At 67.1% G+C, this 14,274-nt stretch carries 17 protein-coding genes; 12 read left to right on the forward strand and 5 right to left on the reverse strand.

Annotated features, from left to right (window positions below):
- Window positions 1-11: 11 nt before the first annotated feature.
- A complete protein-coding gene (locus LDL21_RS23795) occupies window positions 12-1,250 on the forward strand; it encodes a TetR/AcrR family transcriptional regulator (protein WP_225281827.1) in 1,239 nt (412 codons plus the stop codon).
- Here the strand turns inward: LDL21_RS23795 and LDL21_RS23800 are convergent.
- On the reverse strand, window positions 1,233-2,732 hold the full coding sequence (locus LDL21_RS23800; RefSeq protein WP_225281828.1) for an aldehyde dehydrogenase family protein: 1,500 nt from the start codon (window positions 2,730-2,732) through the stop codon (window positions 1,233-1,235). The genes LDL21_RS23795 and LDL21_RS23800 overlap by 18 nt on opposite strands.
- A 213-nt stretch (window positions 2,733-2,945) precedes the next feature.
- Here LDL21_RS23800 and LDL21_RS23805 point away from each other — a divergent pair, with 213 nt between their 5' ends.
- The 3 genes from LDL21_RS23805 to LDL21_RS23815 are packed head-to-tail and all read left to right on the forward strand — an operon-like array spanning window position 2,946 to window position 5,580.
- The gene (locus LDL21_RS23805) at window positions 2,946-3,947 is read left to right on the forward strand and encodes an ATP-binding cassette domain-containing protein (protein WP_225281829.1); all 1,002 of its coding nucleotides are present in this window, start codon (window positions 2,946-2,948) and stop codon (window positions 3,945-3,947) included.
- Window positions 3,947-4,756: an ABC transporter permease gene (locus LDL21_RS23810; protein WP_225281830.1), complete on the forward strand. Its 810-nt coding sequence runs from the start codon at window positions 3,947-3,949 to the stop codon at window positions 4,754-4,756. The genes LDL21_RS23805 and LDL21_RS23810 overlap by 1 nt, the downstream gene beginning before the upstream one ends.
- Entirely contained in the window at window positions 4,753-5,580 is an 828-nt protein-coding gene (locus tag LDL21_RS23815) for an ABC transporter permease (protein ID WP_225281831.1), read from the forward strand. The genes LDL21_RS23810 and LDL21_RS23815 overlap by 4 nt, the downstream gene beginning before the upstream one ends.
- A gap of 39 nt (window positions 5,581-5,619) precedes the next feature.
- On the opposite strand, the gene LDL21_RS23820 is transcribed toward LDL21_RS23815, so the two are convergent.
- The 4 genes from LDL21_RS23820 to LDL21_RS23835 all read right to left on the reverse strand — a co-directional run bounded on the left by LDL21_RS23820 (window position 5,620) and on the right by LDL21_RS23835 (window position 9,476).
- On the reverse strand, window positions 5,620-6,795 hold the full coding sequence (locus LDL21_RS23820) for a lycopene cyclase family protein (protein ID WP_225281832.1): 1,176 nt from the start codon (window positions 6,793-6,795) through the stop codon (window positions 5,620-5,622).
- 48 nt (window positions 6,796-6,843) lie between these two features.
- On the reverse strand, window positions 6,844-8,007 hold the full coding sequence (locus tag LDL21_RS23825; protein ID WP_225281833.1) for an ABC transporter permease: 1,164 nt from the start codon (window positions 8,005-8,007) through the stop codon (window positions 6,844-6,846).
- Between the two features lie 70 nt (window positions 8,008-8,077).
- A complete protein-coding gene (locus tag LDL21_RS23830) occupies window positions 8,078-8,950 on the reverse strand; it encodes an ABC transporter ATP-binding protein (protein ID WP_225281834.1) in 873 nt (290 codons plus the stop codon).
- 49 nt (window positions 8,951-8,999) lie between these two features.
- Window positions 9,000-9,476, reverse strand: coding sequence for a hotdog fold domain-containing protein (locus LDL21_RS23835; RefSeq protein WP_067491156.1), 477 nt, complete (start codon window positions 9,474-9,476; stop codon window positions 9,000-9,002).
- 448 nt (window positions 9,477-9,924) lie between these two features.
- Between LDL21_RS23835 and rpsJ the strand changes: the two genes are divergently transcribed.
- Genes rpsJ through rpsC form a run of 8 tightly spaced genes read left to right on the forward strand, consistent with a single transcriptional unit; the run spans window position 9,925 to window position 14,273 of the window.
- Window positions 9,925-10,230, forward strand: a complete 306-nt coding sequence (gene rpsJ, locus LDL21_RS23840; protein ID WP_003938093.1) for a 30S ribosomal protein S10 — start codon at window positions 9,925-9,927, stop codon at window positions 10,228-10,230.
- 14 nt (window positions 10,231-10,244) lie between these two features.
- Complete coding sequence (gene rplC, locus LDL21_RS23845; RefSeq protein ID WP_067491154.1) at window positions 10,245-10,910, forward strand: 50S ribosomal protein L3; 666 nt, start codon at window positions 10,245-10,247, stop codon at window positions 10,908-10,910.
- On the forward strand, window positions 10,907-11,596 hold the full coding sequence (gene rplD, locus LDL21_RS23850; protein WP_225281835.1) for a 50S ribosomal protein L4: 690 nt from the start codon (window positions 10,907-10,909) through the stop codon (window positions 11,594-11,596). The genes rplC and rplD overlap by 4 nt, the downstream gene beginning before the upstream one ends.
- The gene (rplW, locus tag LDL21_RS23855; RefSeq protein ID WP_019045018.1) at window positions 11,593-11,898 is read left to right on the forward strand and encodes a 50S ribosomal protein L23; all 306 of its coding nucleotides are present in this window, start codon (window positions 11,593-11,595) and stop codon (window positions 11,896-11,898) included. Before rplD ends, rplW begins: the two co-directional genes overlap by 4 nt.
- A 33-nt stretch (window positions 11,899-11,931) precedes the next feature.
- A complete protein-coding gene (rplB, locus tag LDL21_RS23860; protein ID WP_067491152.1) occupies window positions 11,932-12,768 on the forward strand; it encodes a 50S ribosomal protein L2 in 837 nt (278 codons plus the stop codon).
- A 15-nt stretch (window positions 12,769-12,783) separates the two neighbouring features.
- Window positions 12,784-13,065, forward strand: coding sequence for a 30S ribosomal protein S19 (gene rpsS / locus LDL21_RS23865; RefSeq protein ID WP_067491151.1), 282 nt, complete (start codon window positions 12,784-12,786; stop codon window positions 13,063-13,065).
- Complete coding sequence (gene rplV, locus LDL21_RS23870; protein WP_067491149.1) at window positions 13,062-13,475, forward strand: 50S ribosomal protein L22; 414 nt, start codon at window positions 13,062-13,064, stop codon at window positions 13,473-13,475. The genes rpsS and rplV overlap by 4 nt, the downstream gene beginning before the upstream one ends.
- Window positions 13,476-14,273 carry a 30S ribosomal protein S3 gene (gene rpsC, locus LDL21_RS23875; RefSeq protein WP_067491148.1) on the forward strand — a complete coding sequence of 266 codons (798 nt, stop codon included), beginning with the start codon at window positions 13,476-13,478 and terminating at the stop codon, window positions 14,271-14,273.
- The last annotated feature ends 1 nt before the right edge of the window (window position 14,274 follow it).

The raw sequence follows: 14,274 nt of genomic DNA on the forward strand, positions 1-14,274 counted from the left end.
GAGCAACGTACATGGTCGCCGATCGCAGGGAGTCCCACAGCGGCCCCGAGCAGGCGACCACCCAGGCCAAGGTGGTCCGCCGCAGGCCCAAGGACCGCAAGATGCAGATCATGCGCGCCGCCGCCAGGGCGTTCAGCGCGCGTGGCTACTACCCGGTGGGCGTCGACGAGATCGCGGCCGAGGTCGGCATCTCCGGGCCCGCGCTCTACCGCCACTTCGCCAACAAATACGCACTGCTCGTCGCCGCCGCCGAAGAGGGCGCGCGTGGGCTGCGCGATGTGGCGAAAGCAGCCGATGACCCGGCGCTGAGCCCGCACGACCGCCTCGACGCGCTGCTCACCGCCGTGGCCGAGCACAATATCGACATCCGGCGCGAAGCCGGTCTGTACCGCTGGGAACGTCGCTATCTGGAGCGCGAGGACCGCGTCCGCATCCGCGCGTTCTACCGCGAACTCGAGGCCATGGTCGCCACGCCCATCGCGGAATTGCGGCCGGACGCGAGCCCCGAGGACATCACGCTGCTCGCCGTCGGCGCACTCAGCGCCCTGGCGAGCATCGCCGCGCACCGCACCACACTCTCGCATTCGCGCATGCTCGCCCTGCAGCTCGACATGGCCTGGTCCATCGTGCGCGCCGACCTGCCGCCCGCACCGGCGCCGGCCGAGCCCGGCAAGCAGAATCGTGGGCTACCGGTGACATCGAAACGTGAACAGCTGCTCACCGAGGCGATCCGCATCTTCGGCCGCAACGGCTACCACGAGTCGGGTATCGAGGAGATCGGCGCCGCCGTCGGCATCAACGCCTCCAGCGTGTACCGCCACTTCGACAGCAAAGCCGACCTGCTCGCCGCGGCCTTCCACCGTGCGGGCGACCGCCTCGCCGTGGGGATCAGCGAGGCGCTCGCGCAGTCGAACGACCGCGCCGACGCCGCCCGTCGCATCGCCGACGAGCACGCCCGCCTCACCTTCGCGACGCCGGAGATCATGCCGGTGTACTACGCCGAGTTCAGCAATCTGCCCCAGGCCGAACAGCATCGGCTGCGTGCGATCCAGCGCCAGAACATCCTCGAATGGGCCAACCTGCTCGACGGCGACCCGATCGAGGCGCGGTTCCGGGTGCATGCCGCGATCGGTCAGATCATCGACGTGGGCAGGCTGTTGCGCTTCGACTCCCGGCCCGAGCAGCTCGCCCGGCTCGGCGCGCTCACCAGCGCGGTGCTGCTCGGCGGGCAGTCAGCGCCCGTGGCGTAACCGGAACGCCGCCTTGGCCAGGCGCAGATGTCCCGGCCTGCGATCGAACGTCGACAGGCGCACCGGCGCGCGGAAACGTCTGCGTGCGATCGACATCGTCCGGCTGAATTCCTGCAGACCCTGCCCGCCGTGGCTGTGCCCCTGCCCGTACTCGCCGACCCCGCCGAACGGAAGAGCCGGGATACCGGTGAACGCGGTCGACGAATTCACCGTCACCACACCGACTTTCAGCTGTGCGGCGATGAACTCGGCGCTGACGATATCGCGGGTGAACACGGTGACGGCGATGCCGTTGCCCGCCGCGTTCACCCGGGTCACCGCGTCGGCCAGGTCCGACACCCGGTTCACCACCAGCACCGGGCCGATGCCCTCGCCGGTGATCGCGATGCTCTCCTCCGGCACCTCGGCGAGCACGATCGGCTCCACATACGGGTCACGGAAGGAGTCGAGTCCGCCGAGCACGGCGTGCCCGCCGCGGGCGATGGCATCGCGCACCTGGGAGCGCACCACGTCGACCTGGTCGGCATTGATCATCGGGCCGTAGGCGGCGCGGTTGTCGGCGCCGGGCCGCAGCTTGGCGGCCCGGTCAGCGGCGCGGGCGAGGAAATCGTCGAAGACCGAGTCGGCCACATAGCAGCGCTGGATACCCGAGGCGTTCTGGCCGGAATTGGCCATCGCCCCGAACACCGCGGCCTCGGCGGCTTCGTCGAGAGCGGCGTCGACGTGCACGATCATGCTGCCCTTGCCGCTGTGCTCGACGACCACCGGCGTGAGCGAGCGCGCACACTGCGCGATCACCTCGCGGCCACCGGCCTCGGGACCGGCGTAGGCGATCTTGTCCACCTCCGCGCCGCACAGCGCCGTCGCGGTGCGGCCGTCACCCGTCACGGCCTGCAGCACCGGATAATCGGGTACCACGCGCGACCAGCTCGCGGCCAGCCAGAGGCCGACGCCGGTGGTGATCTCGTGCGGTTTGAACACCACCGTGTTCCCGGCGGCCATGGCATAGGCGATGGAACCCATCGGCGTGAACACCGGGTTGTTCCAGGCACCGAGCACGCCGATCACACCGAGCGGCAGATGACCCACCGACGCGTATTGATTGCGGGTGAACCAGCCCGAACGCAATCGTTTGCGACCGAGTGCGCGTTCGGCATTGCGCGCGGCCCAATCCAGGTTCTCCACCGCGAGCATCACCTCGAGCGCGGCATCGGCCTCCGGCTTACCCGTCTCGTTGCGCAGGATCTCGACCAATTCGCCACTGCGCCGGGCGATATGGCTTCGCCAATCCAGCAGCAGGCTGCGGCGTTCACCGAAATCCAGTTCCCCCCACCAGTTCTGTGTCGCCCTCGCGGTGCGGACCGCGCGCGTGACCTCGGCACCGCCCTGCACCGGATATTGCGCGAGCTGTTCGCCGGTGCGCGGATCGAACGACATCAGCAGATCGGTACGGCCCGGCAATGCGGCGGCCGATTCGGCCATGGTCACCTCCCTCTACCCGGATGCCAGGGTATGGGCGTGTCGTCGCGGCGACAAGGAATCGGACCGAATCTTCCCGGGCCCGCTCAGTCCCGACCCGGAAAATCGCCGGACCGGTAACATCGCGCCGAACGGTATGGATCACTTACCGGGAAGAAAAATTCCGTGGCGCGCGCCCGTTCGATCGGCGCCGCCGCGGCCGATGGTGGAGAGTTGATGCCGAGTTCTATCTCAGTGGATTCGCCCGTGGGTGGCGTCGCGTCGCACGGCGGTGAGCCCGCCGTGCTCGTTTCCGACGTGCGCAAATCCTTCGGCGACGTGCACGCGCTGCAGGGCATCAGTTTCCAGGCCGAGAAGGCCAGCGTGCTCGGCATCCTCGGACCCAACGGCGCGGGCAAGACCACCACGGTCAAAATCCTGTCCACGCTGCTGCGCCCCGACTCCGGCACCGCCGTCGTCGCCGGGCACGACGTGCTCACCGACGCCGCGGGCGTGCGCCGCTCGATCATGATGACCGGCCAGTACGCCGCGCTCGACGAGAACCTCACCGGACGCGAGAACCTCGAGCTGTTCGGTCGCCTGATGGGTTTGACCAAGTCGGCCGCCCGCAAGCGCGCCGAGGTGCTGCTCGAGGAATTCGACCTGGTCAGCGCCGGTAAACGGGCCGTGCGCAACTACTCGGGCGGTATGCGTCGCCGGGTCGACATCGCCTGCGGGCTGGTGGTCCGCCCCGAGGTGGTGTTCCTCGACGAACCGACCACCGGGCTCGACCCACGCAGCCGTCAGGGCGTATGGGATCTGGTGACGGCACTGAAGAACCAGGGCATCACCGTGCTGCTCACCACGCAGTACCTCGAAGAAGCCGACGTGCTCAGCGACAACATCATCGTCATCGACAAGGGCACCGTCATCGCCGAAGGCACCGCCGACCAGCTCAAGGCCAAGACCGGCGGCAGCTATTGCGAGATCATCCCGCTCGACCTCAGCCGCATCGCGGCCGCCGTGCAGGCCCTCGGTGACCTGGTCCCGGCCGCCGTCGCCGCCGAGATCGCGGGTGCCGACAAGCTGTCCATCCCCGCGCCCGACGGCGCGGCCACCCTCGCCGAGGCGCTGCGCAGGCTCGACAACGCGGGCATCGACCTGGCCGACATCGCCCTGCGCCGCCCCTCCCTCGACGACGTGTTCCTGTCGATCACCGGTCATTCGGGCGGCCACTAGTGAGCGTGTCGACCCCCGCGGCGACGGGGTTGTTCGCCGACCTACCCCAGGTGCACCAGAGCAGTTTCGCGCAGTGGCGCGCGCTGACCGGTCGCATCGTGCGGACCATGGCGACCAAGGGCGAACTGATCGTCGCCGTGCTCACCCCGCTGGTGGTGACCGTCGCGTTCTACCTGCCGCTGCGCTACGTGATGAAGGTGCAGGGCATCGACTACGCGCAGTACGTGATGCCCATCATCGTGCTGCAGACCATGGCGATGACCATGATGTCGAACGCGCAACTCGCGGCGTTCGAGGCGCTCACCGGGTTGAGTACCCGGTTGCAGACCATGCCGATCGGGTCGCTGGTTCCGCTGATGTCACGCATCTGCGCCGGGCTCGTCCGGTCGGTGGTCTCGCTGGTCGCGACCGTCGGCTACGGGTACATGATCGGCTTCCGGTTCACCGGTGGTTGGTTGCAGGCCCTGGCGTTCTGCGGGTTCGCGCTGGCGGTCGGTGTGGTGCTCACCCTCGGCGCCGACGCGCTGGGCAGCCTCACCAAGAACCCCGAGGCGCTCAGCCAGGCGCTCACCCTGCCGATCCTGATCTTCGGCATGATGTCGACCGGGTTCGTGCCCGAGAACAGTTTCCCCACCTGGGCGCGCGGGTTCGCCCGCAATCAGCCGATCTCGCAGTGGGCGCAGACGCTCAGCGACATGGCCGCCGGTCACCTGTCGTGGGCGGGCAGCTGGGTATCGCTGGTGTGGCTCGGCATCGCGGCAGTTGTATTCCTCCCACTGGCAGTGTGGGCGAGTGTGAGGCGATCATGACGACAACGGAAACGGCGGCCCAGCTGCCGGTGGTGCACGCCAAGCCGGAGAGTTCGGTGTCGGTGTGGTTCAGCCACAGCCTCATCCAGACCAAACGACTGCTGATGGTGTGGTTGCGTGACCCGTCGACCACCATCCAGACCATCGCCTACCCGGCTGTGACGCTGCTGATGTTCCGCATCGTCCTCGGTGACTCCATCACCGCCGCCACCGGCACACCGAGCATCTACGGCCAGGCCGCGCTGCTCACGCTCGTCGCGGCGATGACCGGTGCGGTGGTGAGTGCCCTCGGCTTCAAACGCGAGAAGGCCTCGGGCCTGCTCAGCCGCTTCTACACGATGCCGCTGAACAAGGCGTCGCTGCTCACCGGGCGCCTGATCGCGGAGGCGTTGCGCATTCTCATCACCACGGTGATCGTGCTGCTCGTCGCCGTGCCGCTGGGCTTCCTCTTCATGGAAGACCCGCTCACCAATATCGCGCTGATCTGTGTTCCGATCCTCTTCGGGCTCGGCTTCGCGGTGATGGTGACGGCGCTGGCGACCATCACCGAGGGCGTGATGCTCATCAGCCTGATCGGCATCCTCAACACGCTGCTGATGTTCTTCAACACCGGTTTCGTCCCGATCATCGCCTACCCCACGTGGTTGCAGACCGTGGTCGCGAACCAGCCGATGAGCTGTGCGATCGACGCGATGAAGGGGCTGTCCTACGGCGGTCCTGTCGCGGACCCGCTGCTCAAGACGGTCCTGTGGACGGTGGGGATGATCGCGGTGTTCGCCTACCCGGCCATCCGCGGCTACAAGAAGGCCGCCGAGACCGCGTAGTTCTGTGGAAGGCCGCGCCGTTGCCCGGCGCGGCCTTTCTCATTCCGGTTCCGCGAACGGGTAGTCGACCCAGCGGTTGCGGTTGGTCCAGCCGACCAGGTCGTAGCGCCAGCGGAACGGCCAGGTGTGGGCGACGGTGTTGAACAGCACCGCGCCCAGGGCGGTGTAGTCGTCGTGGGCCGACAGCAGTGCGCGTTGGCCGCGTTCGGATTCGGTGAAGAACGCCTCGAACATGGCGATCGACTGGTCGGTGGTGAGCCTGCCGAGGCCCCACAGGCCGCGCATCCGCATCCAGTACACCGCTCGCGCCTGCCACGGCCACAGCGCCTCGACGGGGTCGGTGCCCTGCTGCACGGCCGAGACGGCGGTGTCGATGAGGGCGAGCGAATCGGCCACGCTGTAGCCGGTGCACGGGTGCATCATGCCGCCGCGGGAACCGAACGGGATCGCCGCCGCGGCGCCCTTCTTCGGTGGCGGCTGGTCGAGCGGGTAGTGGGCGGCCTCGTGCGGTTCGTCGCCGGTGAGCCGAATACCGTGGGCGGCAAGACGATTCAACGTCCGCTTGCGCAGTTCGTGCTGGGGCATGCCGCCGCGCAGGCCGAGGCTGGTCTCTTCGAAGATGACGGTTCCGTCGCCGAGCGGCACCGCGTACAGGAACGACGGCGGCTCGTCCGGACCCGCACCGTTCTCCGGTCGCCAGTCCAGCAGCAGGCCCTCGCCGTCACCGACCATCGGCGCCGCGGTCTCGGCATCGACGAAGATCCCGTGCGCCGACGCCGCCCGCCGCTTGCCGAGCGTCGGTAGCCCACGGGTGTCGAACACCGTGCCCGCCGAGATCACCGTCCCGTCGGCCAGCTCCACCTCGTGCTGGTCCACCCGCCCGGCCCGCTGCGCGAACACCGTCGCGTCGTCGAGCGCGAGCGCCGCGTGCAACCCCGCCTTCGACAGCACACAGTAGGCCCGTTCGATCCGGTGCTCGGTCTTGGTCCACACCGTCGGCGCCGCGATCCGCTGCGCGACGGCACTCTCGGGCAACCAGCCCGGCAGCTCGTCCACCCAGCACGAGAACGTCGGCGGAAACAGCCGCTCCGGCCGCGGATCCACCGCCGCAACCCGCAACCCGGCCCCGGCAGCCCGATGCGCCAACCCCCGCCCAGCCGGCCCCAACCCGACCACGCAAATATCGAACTCCCGCACACTCACCCCCGCATTCAATCCACACCCCACACCCGGGCGCAAGGAGACGTGACCGGTGTCCCGGTGTCAGTCCTCGAGGGCGAGGGCCTGGCGGAGGGTGAGGCGGCCCTGGGTTTGCATGAGGGAGCGGCGGTAGATCTTTTCGGCCACGATGACGATGGCGTAGGTGGCTGCGGCCATCAAGGTGAGGGCGATGAGGGGTTCCCACCAGGCGGCGGTGCCTTCGGCCAGGCGGCTCGGCATGGCGATGATCGAGGTGATGGGGACGTAGGAGGCGATCACGCGGGCGGTTCCGGAGAGGAAGATGCCCGCGAACAGCACGATCATGATGAGCATCGACAGGGGAGTGGAGGTGGACTGCAGGTCCTCGCTGCGCGTCGACAGGGAGCCGGCCACCGCCCACAGGCTGGCCAGCGCGAGGAAACCGACCACGAAGAACACGATGAACCAGCCTGCGGCCCCGGCGATCCGGCCGAGCTGGTCGGCCTTGCCGAGGAAGACCAACCCGCCGAGCCCGGCGACCACGAACAGCACGAGCTGCCCGAACGCCAGCACCGCGTTGCCGACCACCTTGCCGATCAGCAACTGCCGCAACGGGATCGCGCTCGCCAGGATCTCGACGATGCGGTTCTGCTTCTCCTCGATCACACTCTGCGCGATCGACATCCCGAACAGCAGCGACGCCAGATAGAACAGGAACGCGAAGACGAACGCGACGATCTTGGCCAGCCCCGGATCGATGGCGTTCTTCTCCAGCAGCGTGTAATCCACACCGGCGCCCTGGGCGAGTTCGTCCATGGTGACACCGGCAGCGGCGGCATTGCGTTGCAAGGCCAACTGCTGGGCGGCGGCGGTGATGTAGGTGGTGGCGTCGTCGTTCTCGGCGGTCTTGCCGATCAGCTGCCAGCCGTCGGGCTCGGCGGCGACCAGGCCGACATCGACCGCACCGTCGCGCACCTGCTGTTCGACAGCGGCCCGGTCGGCTACCGCCTGCCCGGTGAAGCTGACGTCCTTCTCGGCTCCCAGCTCGTTCGCCCGGTCGAGCACCACTACGGCAGCCGTTCCGGTGATCGCGACATCGACCTTGTCGGGCCTGCTGTTGAGGAACCCGCTGACCGCCACCGACGCGATGATCGCCACGATGGTCACCACCGTAGAGATCACGAAATTGCGATCCCGCAGCTTCACCACGATCTCGCGAGCCGCGACGATCCGCCACACCCCCGTCATGCTGCGCCTCCCTGGCATGATCGGGCGCCGTTCGTGGTCACGCGAGCTACCGCCGCCAGGCGCTGACCTCTCATGCCGTCACCTCCCGGTAGATCTCGGCAACGGTCGGCCTGACCTCGGTGAACTCACGCACCGATCCACGCGACAACGCCTCTTTCAAGATGGCATCGGTCTCCGACGCCTCGAAAACCGCACGCCCACCGTCTATTTCCGCCGACCGAATACCGGGGTGGGACCGTAACCATTCCGCGTCACCGTCGACGACGAGCCGATATCGCAACCCGCCGGCCGAACGAAGCTCATCGACCGACCCCTGCCCGACCACCCGCCCCGAGGACAGGATGACGAGCCGATCACACAATCGCTCGACCAGATCGAGCTGATGCGAGGAGAACAGCACCGGCACACCCTTCGCGGCGAACTCCCGCAGCAACTCGACCATCGAGTCGACGGCCAGCGGGTCGAGCCCGGAGAACGGTTCGTCGAGAATCAATGCCGTGGGCTGCGCGATCACCGCCGCCGCGATCTGCACTCGCTGCTGGTTGCCGAGCGAGAGCGATTCGAGCTTGTCCTTGCCACGGTCGGCCAACCCGAACCGTTCGAGCAGGCCGAGCGCGCGGGTCTTGGCTGCCTCGGCCGTCACATCACGTAATCGCGCGAGGTAGACGAGCTGATCGAGCACCGGTTGCTTGGGGTAGAGCCCGCGTTCCTCCGGCATGTACCCGAAGGAGCGGCGATCCAGCGCCGTGACCGGCCGGCCGTCCCAGCGCACCTCGCCGGACTGCACGGCGAGCACGCCCATGATCATCCGCATGGTCGTGGTCTTACCCGCCCCGTTCCCACCGACGAACCCGGTGAGCACCCCCGGCGCCACCGTGAACGACACGTCGTCGACCGCGACCTTGTCGCCGAACCGGCGGACCACATGCGCGACTTCCAGCATCGAACCTCCCCGTCTGTAGCCGTGCTCACAACCGTACCGGCCCAACGGGTTACCGCGGCGTGACCCAGGTGGTGATCTCGGCGTGCACCACCTCGACGCCGTCCTTGTCGAAGATCGACACCGGCACCGTCAGCTCGCGCCCCTCGGTGATCGCCGCGAAATCGGGGATCTCGGCCAGCTTCGCCACCGCGCGCAACCCAGACTCGGCCTTCGCCAGGTACTGCACATTCATGCCCTTGGGGATCCAGCGATGGGTGGTCGGCACCGTCGCCTCGCTGAGCATGCCCATCGCCACCTCGGCCAGATTGCACGCGGCGATGGCGTGGAAGGTGCCGAGATGATTGTGGATGCCGAACCATTTCGGCGAGGTCACCTCGCACAGTCCGGGCTCGAGCCGCACCACTTGCGGCAGCACCGTGCCGAAGTAGGGGACCCGGGCCACCATCCCGAGTGAGAACAGCGCGTGCCCGATGCGGTTGTCGGGCAGCTTCTTCCAGCCGCGGTACGTCGCGGTTTCCTGTGCCATCCCCGTATCTTACTCAAAAGTAAGATAAGCGGGAAGCCCACTGACCAGCGCTGGTGACCCGCCAGCTACCATGGTCGAGCACAGTCCGATCAGTGACCGATGCCTCATGCCCCCCGATTTGAAGACCTTTGTCGGCATGGTGCATACTGTTCGGGTTGCCTTGCGCAGGATCGTCGCCCTTCGGGGCCGACGGGTCGAGCAGGGCAGGCAGCAGTTGTGTATCCCACCGGTTCGCCGGTGTGGATACGTTCGGGACCACGTTGTAGCAAAAAGGGCGACACGCCCGACCGCGTGGACCGGAGAACCATGACAGATGAACAGCGGCGAGGACTGGGCGGTGCCCGGTGGCGATCTCGAAACCTCACGTGTGTTCGGGCTGTGCAAATGAGGGTGGTGCGGGAGCTTGCTCCTGTGACCACGAAGGAAAGCGGAGAAAAGGACACTTAGCGTGGCGGGACAAAAGATCCGCATCAGGCTCAAGGCCTATGACCACGAGGCGATCGACGCGTCTGCGCGCAAGATCGTGGAGACGGTGACCCGCACCGGCGCCCGTGTGGTCGGGCCTGTGCCGTTGCCCACCGAGAAGAACGTGTACTGCGTCATCCGTTCGCCGCACAAGTACAAGGACTCGCGCGAACACTTCGAGATGCGTACACACAAGCGCCTCATCGACATCCTCGACCCGACGCCGAAGACGGTCGACGCGCTCATGCGCATCGACCTGCCGGCCAGCGTCGACGTCAACATTCAGTGACGGGGACTCGAGATATGACTGACAACAAGAACCGGCCCGCAGCCGGCATCCTGGGCACCAAGCTCGGCATGACCCAGGTCTTCGACGAGAAGAACCGCGTCGTCCCGGTCACCGTCATCAAGGCGGGCCCGAACGTGGTCACCCAGATCCGCACCGTGGAGCGCGACGGCTACTCGGCCGTCCAGATCGCTTTCGGCGCCATCGACCCGCGCAAGGTGAACAAGCCGGTTTCCGGCCAGTTCGCCAAGGCCGGTGTCACCCCGCGCCGCCACGTCACCGAGATCCGCGTCGCGGATGCCTCCACCTTCGAGGTCGGCCAGGAGCTTTCCGCCGACGTCTTCGAAGAGGGCACCTACGTCGACGTGACCGGAATCAGCAAGGGCAAGGGCTTCGCAGGCACCATGAAGCGTCACGGCTTCAAGGGCCAGGGCGCCTCGCACGGTGCGCAGGCTGTGCACCGTCGCCCGGGTTCCATCGGTGGCTGTGCCACTCCCGGCCGCGTGTTCAAGGGCATGCGCATGTCGGGCCGTATGGGTAACGACCGCGTGACCACGCAGAACCTGTCGGTTCACAAGGTCGACGCCGAGAACGGCCTGCTCCTGGTCAAGGGTGCCATCCCCGGCCGCAAGGGCAACGTCGTGATCGTCAAGAGCGCCGTGAAGGGTGGTGCGCACGCATGACCAGCTCCGCAGTTAACACGGAGAAGAAGGCCGCTAATCTCACGCTGACCGTCAAGGCTGCAGGCGGCAAGACCGAAGGCACCGTCGACCTCCCCGCGGAGATCTTCGACGTGACCGCCAACGTCGCGCTGATGCACCAGGTCGTCATCGCGCAGCTGGCCGCCGCTCGCCAGGGCACCCACGCCACGAAGACTCGTGGCCAGGTCTCCGGTGGTGGCAAGAAGCCTTACCGCCAGAAGGGCACCGGCCGCGCCCGCCAGGGTTCGACCCGTGCGCCGCAGTTCGCCGGCGGTGGCACCGTCCACGGCCCGCAGCCGCGTGACTACAGCCAGCGGACCCCCAAGAAGATGAAGGCCGCCGCCCTGCGCGGTGCCCTGTCCGACCGGGCCCGCAACGAGCGCATCCACGTGATCACCGAACTGGTCTCGGGTCAGACCCCGTCGACCAAGGCCGCGAAGAGCTTCCTGTCCGAGCTGTCGGACCGCAAGAAGTTCCTCGTCGTGGTCGGTCGCGAGGACGTCGCCGCGTGGAAGAGCGTGGCGAACCTGCAGAACGTGCTGCCGATCGCCCCGGATCAGCTCAACACCTACGACGTCCTCAACAGCGACGAACTGGTGTTCAGCGTCGAGGCCCTGAACGCGTTCGTTCACGGTCCCGCCGAGGCGGCCCAGGAGGAGAGCAAGTGAGCACCATCGCCGACCCCCGCGACATCCTGCTCGCACCGGTCATCTCGGAGAAGTCCTACGGACTGATCGAGGAAGGTACCTACACCTTCCTGGTGCACCCGGATTCGAACAAGACGCAGATCAAGATCGCCGTCGAGAAGGTTTTCGGCGTCAAGGTCACCAGCGTCAACACCGCCAACCGTCAGGGCAAGCGCAAGCGGACCCGCTTCGGTTACGGCAAGCGCAAGGACACCAAGCGCGCGCTCGTGACCATCTCGGCCGACAGCAAGCCCATCGAGATCTTCGGAGGACCGGTCGCGTAAGCGGCTGGCGATCCAGAAAGCAGAGAAGAACTCATGGCAATCCGTAAATACAAGCCGACTACACCGGGCCGTCGTGGCTCGAGTGTCTCGGACTTCGCCGAGATCACCCGGTCGACGCCGGAGAAGTCGCTGCTGCGCCCGCTCACCAAGTCCGGTGGTCGTAACGCGCACGGTCGCATCACCACGCGTCACCGCGGTGGCGGTCACAAGCGTGCCTACCGTGTCATCGACTTCCGTCGACTGGACAAGGACGGCATCCCGGCCAAGGTCGCTCACATCGAGTACGACCCCAACCGCACCGCCAACATCGCACTGCTGCACTTCGCCGACGGCGAGAAGCGCTACATCATCGCGCCGAAGGGCATCAAGCAGGGCAGCCCGATCGAGTCCGGCCCCACGGCCGACATCAAGCCGGGTAACAACCTGCCGCTGCGCAACATCCCGACCGGTACCACGATCCACAACGTGGAGCTGCGTCCGGGCGGTGGCGCCAAGATGGCCCGTGCCGCTGGTATGAGCATTCAGCTGCTGGGCAAGGAAGGGCCGTACGCGACCCTTCGTATGCCCTCCGGTGAAATCCGCCGTGTCGACGTGCGCTGCCGCGCCACCGTCGGCGAGGTCGGCAACGCCGAGCAGTCGAACATCAACTGGGGCAAGGCCGGCCGTATGCGCTGGAAGGGCCGTCGTCCTACCGTCCGTGGTGTCGTCATGAACCCGGTCGACCACCCGCACGGTGGTGGTGAGGGTAAGACCTCCGGTGGTCGCCACCCGGTCTCCCCGTGGGGCCAGCCTGAGGGCCGTACCCGCAAGCCCAACCGCCCGAGCGACAAGCTCATCGTCCGCCGTCGCAAGACCGGCAAGAAGCGCTAAAGGAGGAGGTAAGAAATGCCACGCAGCCTCAAGAAGGGCCCGTTCGTCGACGACCACCTCCTGAAGAAGGTGGACGTCCAGAACGAAAAAGGCACCAAGCAGGTCATCAAGACCTGGTCGCGTCGCTCGACCATCATCCCCGATTTCATCGGTCACACTTTCGCCGTCCACGACGGTCGCAAGCACGTCCCGGTGTTCGTCTCGGACAACATGGTCGGCCACAAGCTCGGTGAGTTCGCGCCGACCAGGACGTTCAAGAGCCACGTCAAGGACGACCGGAAGAGCAAGCGGCGATGACTGAAACCAACACCGAAACGGTTCAGAACCCGACTGCCCGCGCTACCGCTAAGCATGTGCGGGTCACCCCGATGAAGGCGCGTCGCGTCGTGGACATGGTCCGCGGCAAGCGTGTCGAGGACGCGCTGGCCATCCTGCGGTTCGCCCCGCAGGCCGCCAGCGAGCCGGTGGCCAAGGTCGTGGCTTCGGCCGCGGCGAACGCCGAGAACAACCTCGGCCTCAACCCGGCCACCCTGGTCATCTCGACTGCTTTTGTCGACGAGGGTGCCACCATGAAGCGTTTCCAGCCGCGGGCCCAGGGCCGCGCGTTCCGGATTCGCAAGCGCACCAGCCACATCACCATCGAGGTCGAGAGCGTGCCCACTGCCGGCGCTGCCACTCGTAGCCGCCGGAAGGGAGGGGCAAAGTAAATGGGACAGAAAATCAACCCCCATGGCTTCCGCCTCGGTATCACCACCGACTGGAAGTCGCGTTGGTACGCGGACAAGCAGTACGCGGAATACGTGAAGGAAGACGTTCAGATCCGCAAGCTCCTCGCCACTGGCATGGAGCGGGCCGGCATCTCGAAGGTCGAGATCGAGCGCACCCGTGATCGCGTCCGTGTGGATATCCACACCGCGCGTCCCGGCATCGTGATCGGTCGCCGTGGCGCGGAGGCCGACCGCATCCGCGCCGAGCTGGAGAAGCTCACCAAGAAGCAGGTTCAGCTGAACATCCTCGAGGTCAAGAACCCCGAATCGGATGCGCAGCTGGTTGCTCAGGGTGTTGCCGAGCAGCTGTCGAACCGTGTGGCGTTCCGTCGCGCGATGCGTAAGGCCATCCAGTCGGCCATGCGTTCGCCGAACGTCAAGGGCATCCGTGTGCAGTGCTCGGGCCGCCTCGGTGGCGCCGAAATGTCGCGCTCGGAGTTCTACCGTGAAGGTCGCGTCCCGCTGCACACGCTGCGCGCGGACATCGACTACGGCCTCTACGAGGCCAAGACCACCTTCGGTCGCATCGGCGTGAAGGTCTGGATCTACAAGGGCGACATCGTCGGTGGTCGTCGTGAGGTGACCGCTGCCGCTGCCGCTGCTCCGGATCGCCAGCGTCGCGAGCGTCCGAGCCGCCCCCGTCGGTCCGGCGCCACTGGCACCACCGCGACCAGCACCGAGGTCGGTCGCGCCGCCACCGCAGTGGCGGAGGCTCCGGCAGAGAACAAGGAGGGCTGAC

Source organism: Nocardia rosealba (genome assembly GCF_020216065.1).
Taxonomy (GTDB): Bacteria; Actinomycetota; Actinomycetes; order Mycobacteriales; family Mycobacteriaceae; genus Nocardia; species Nocardia rosealba.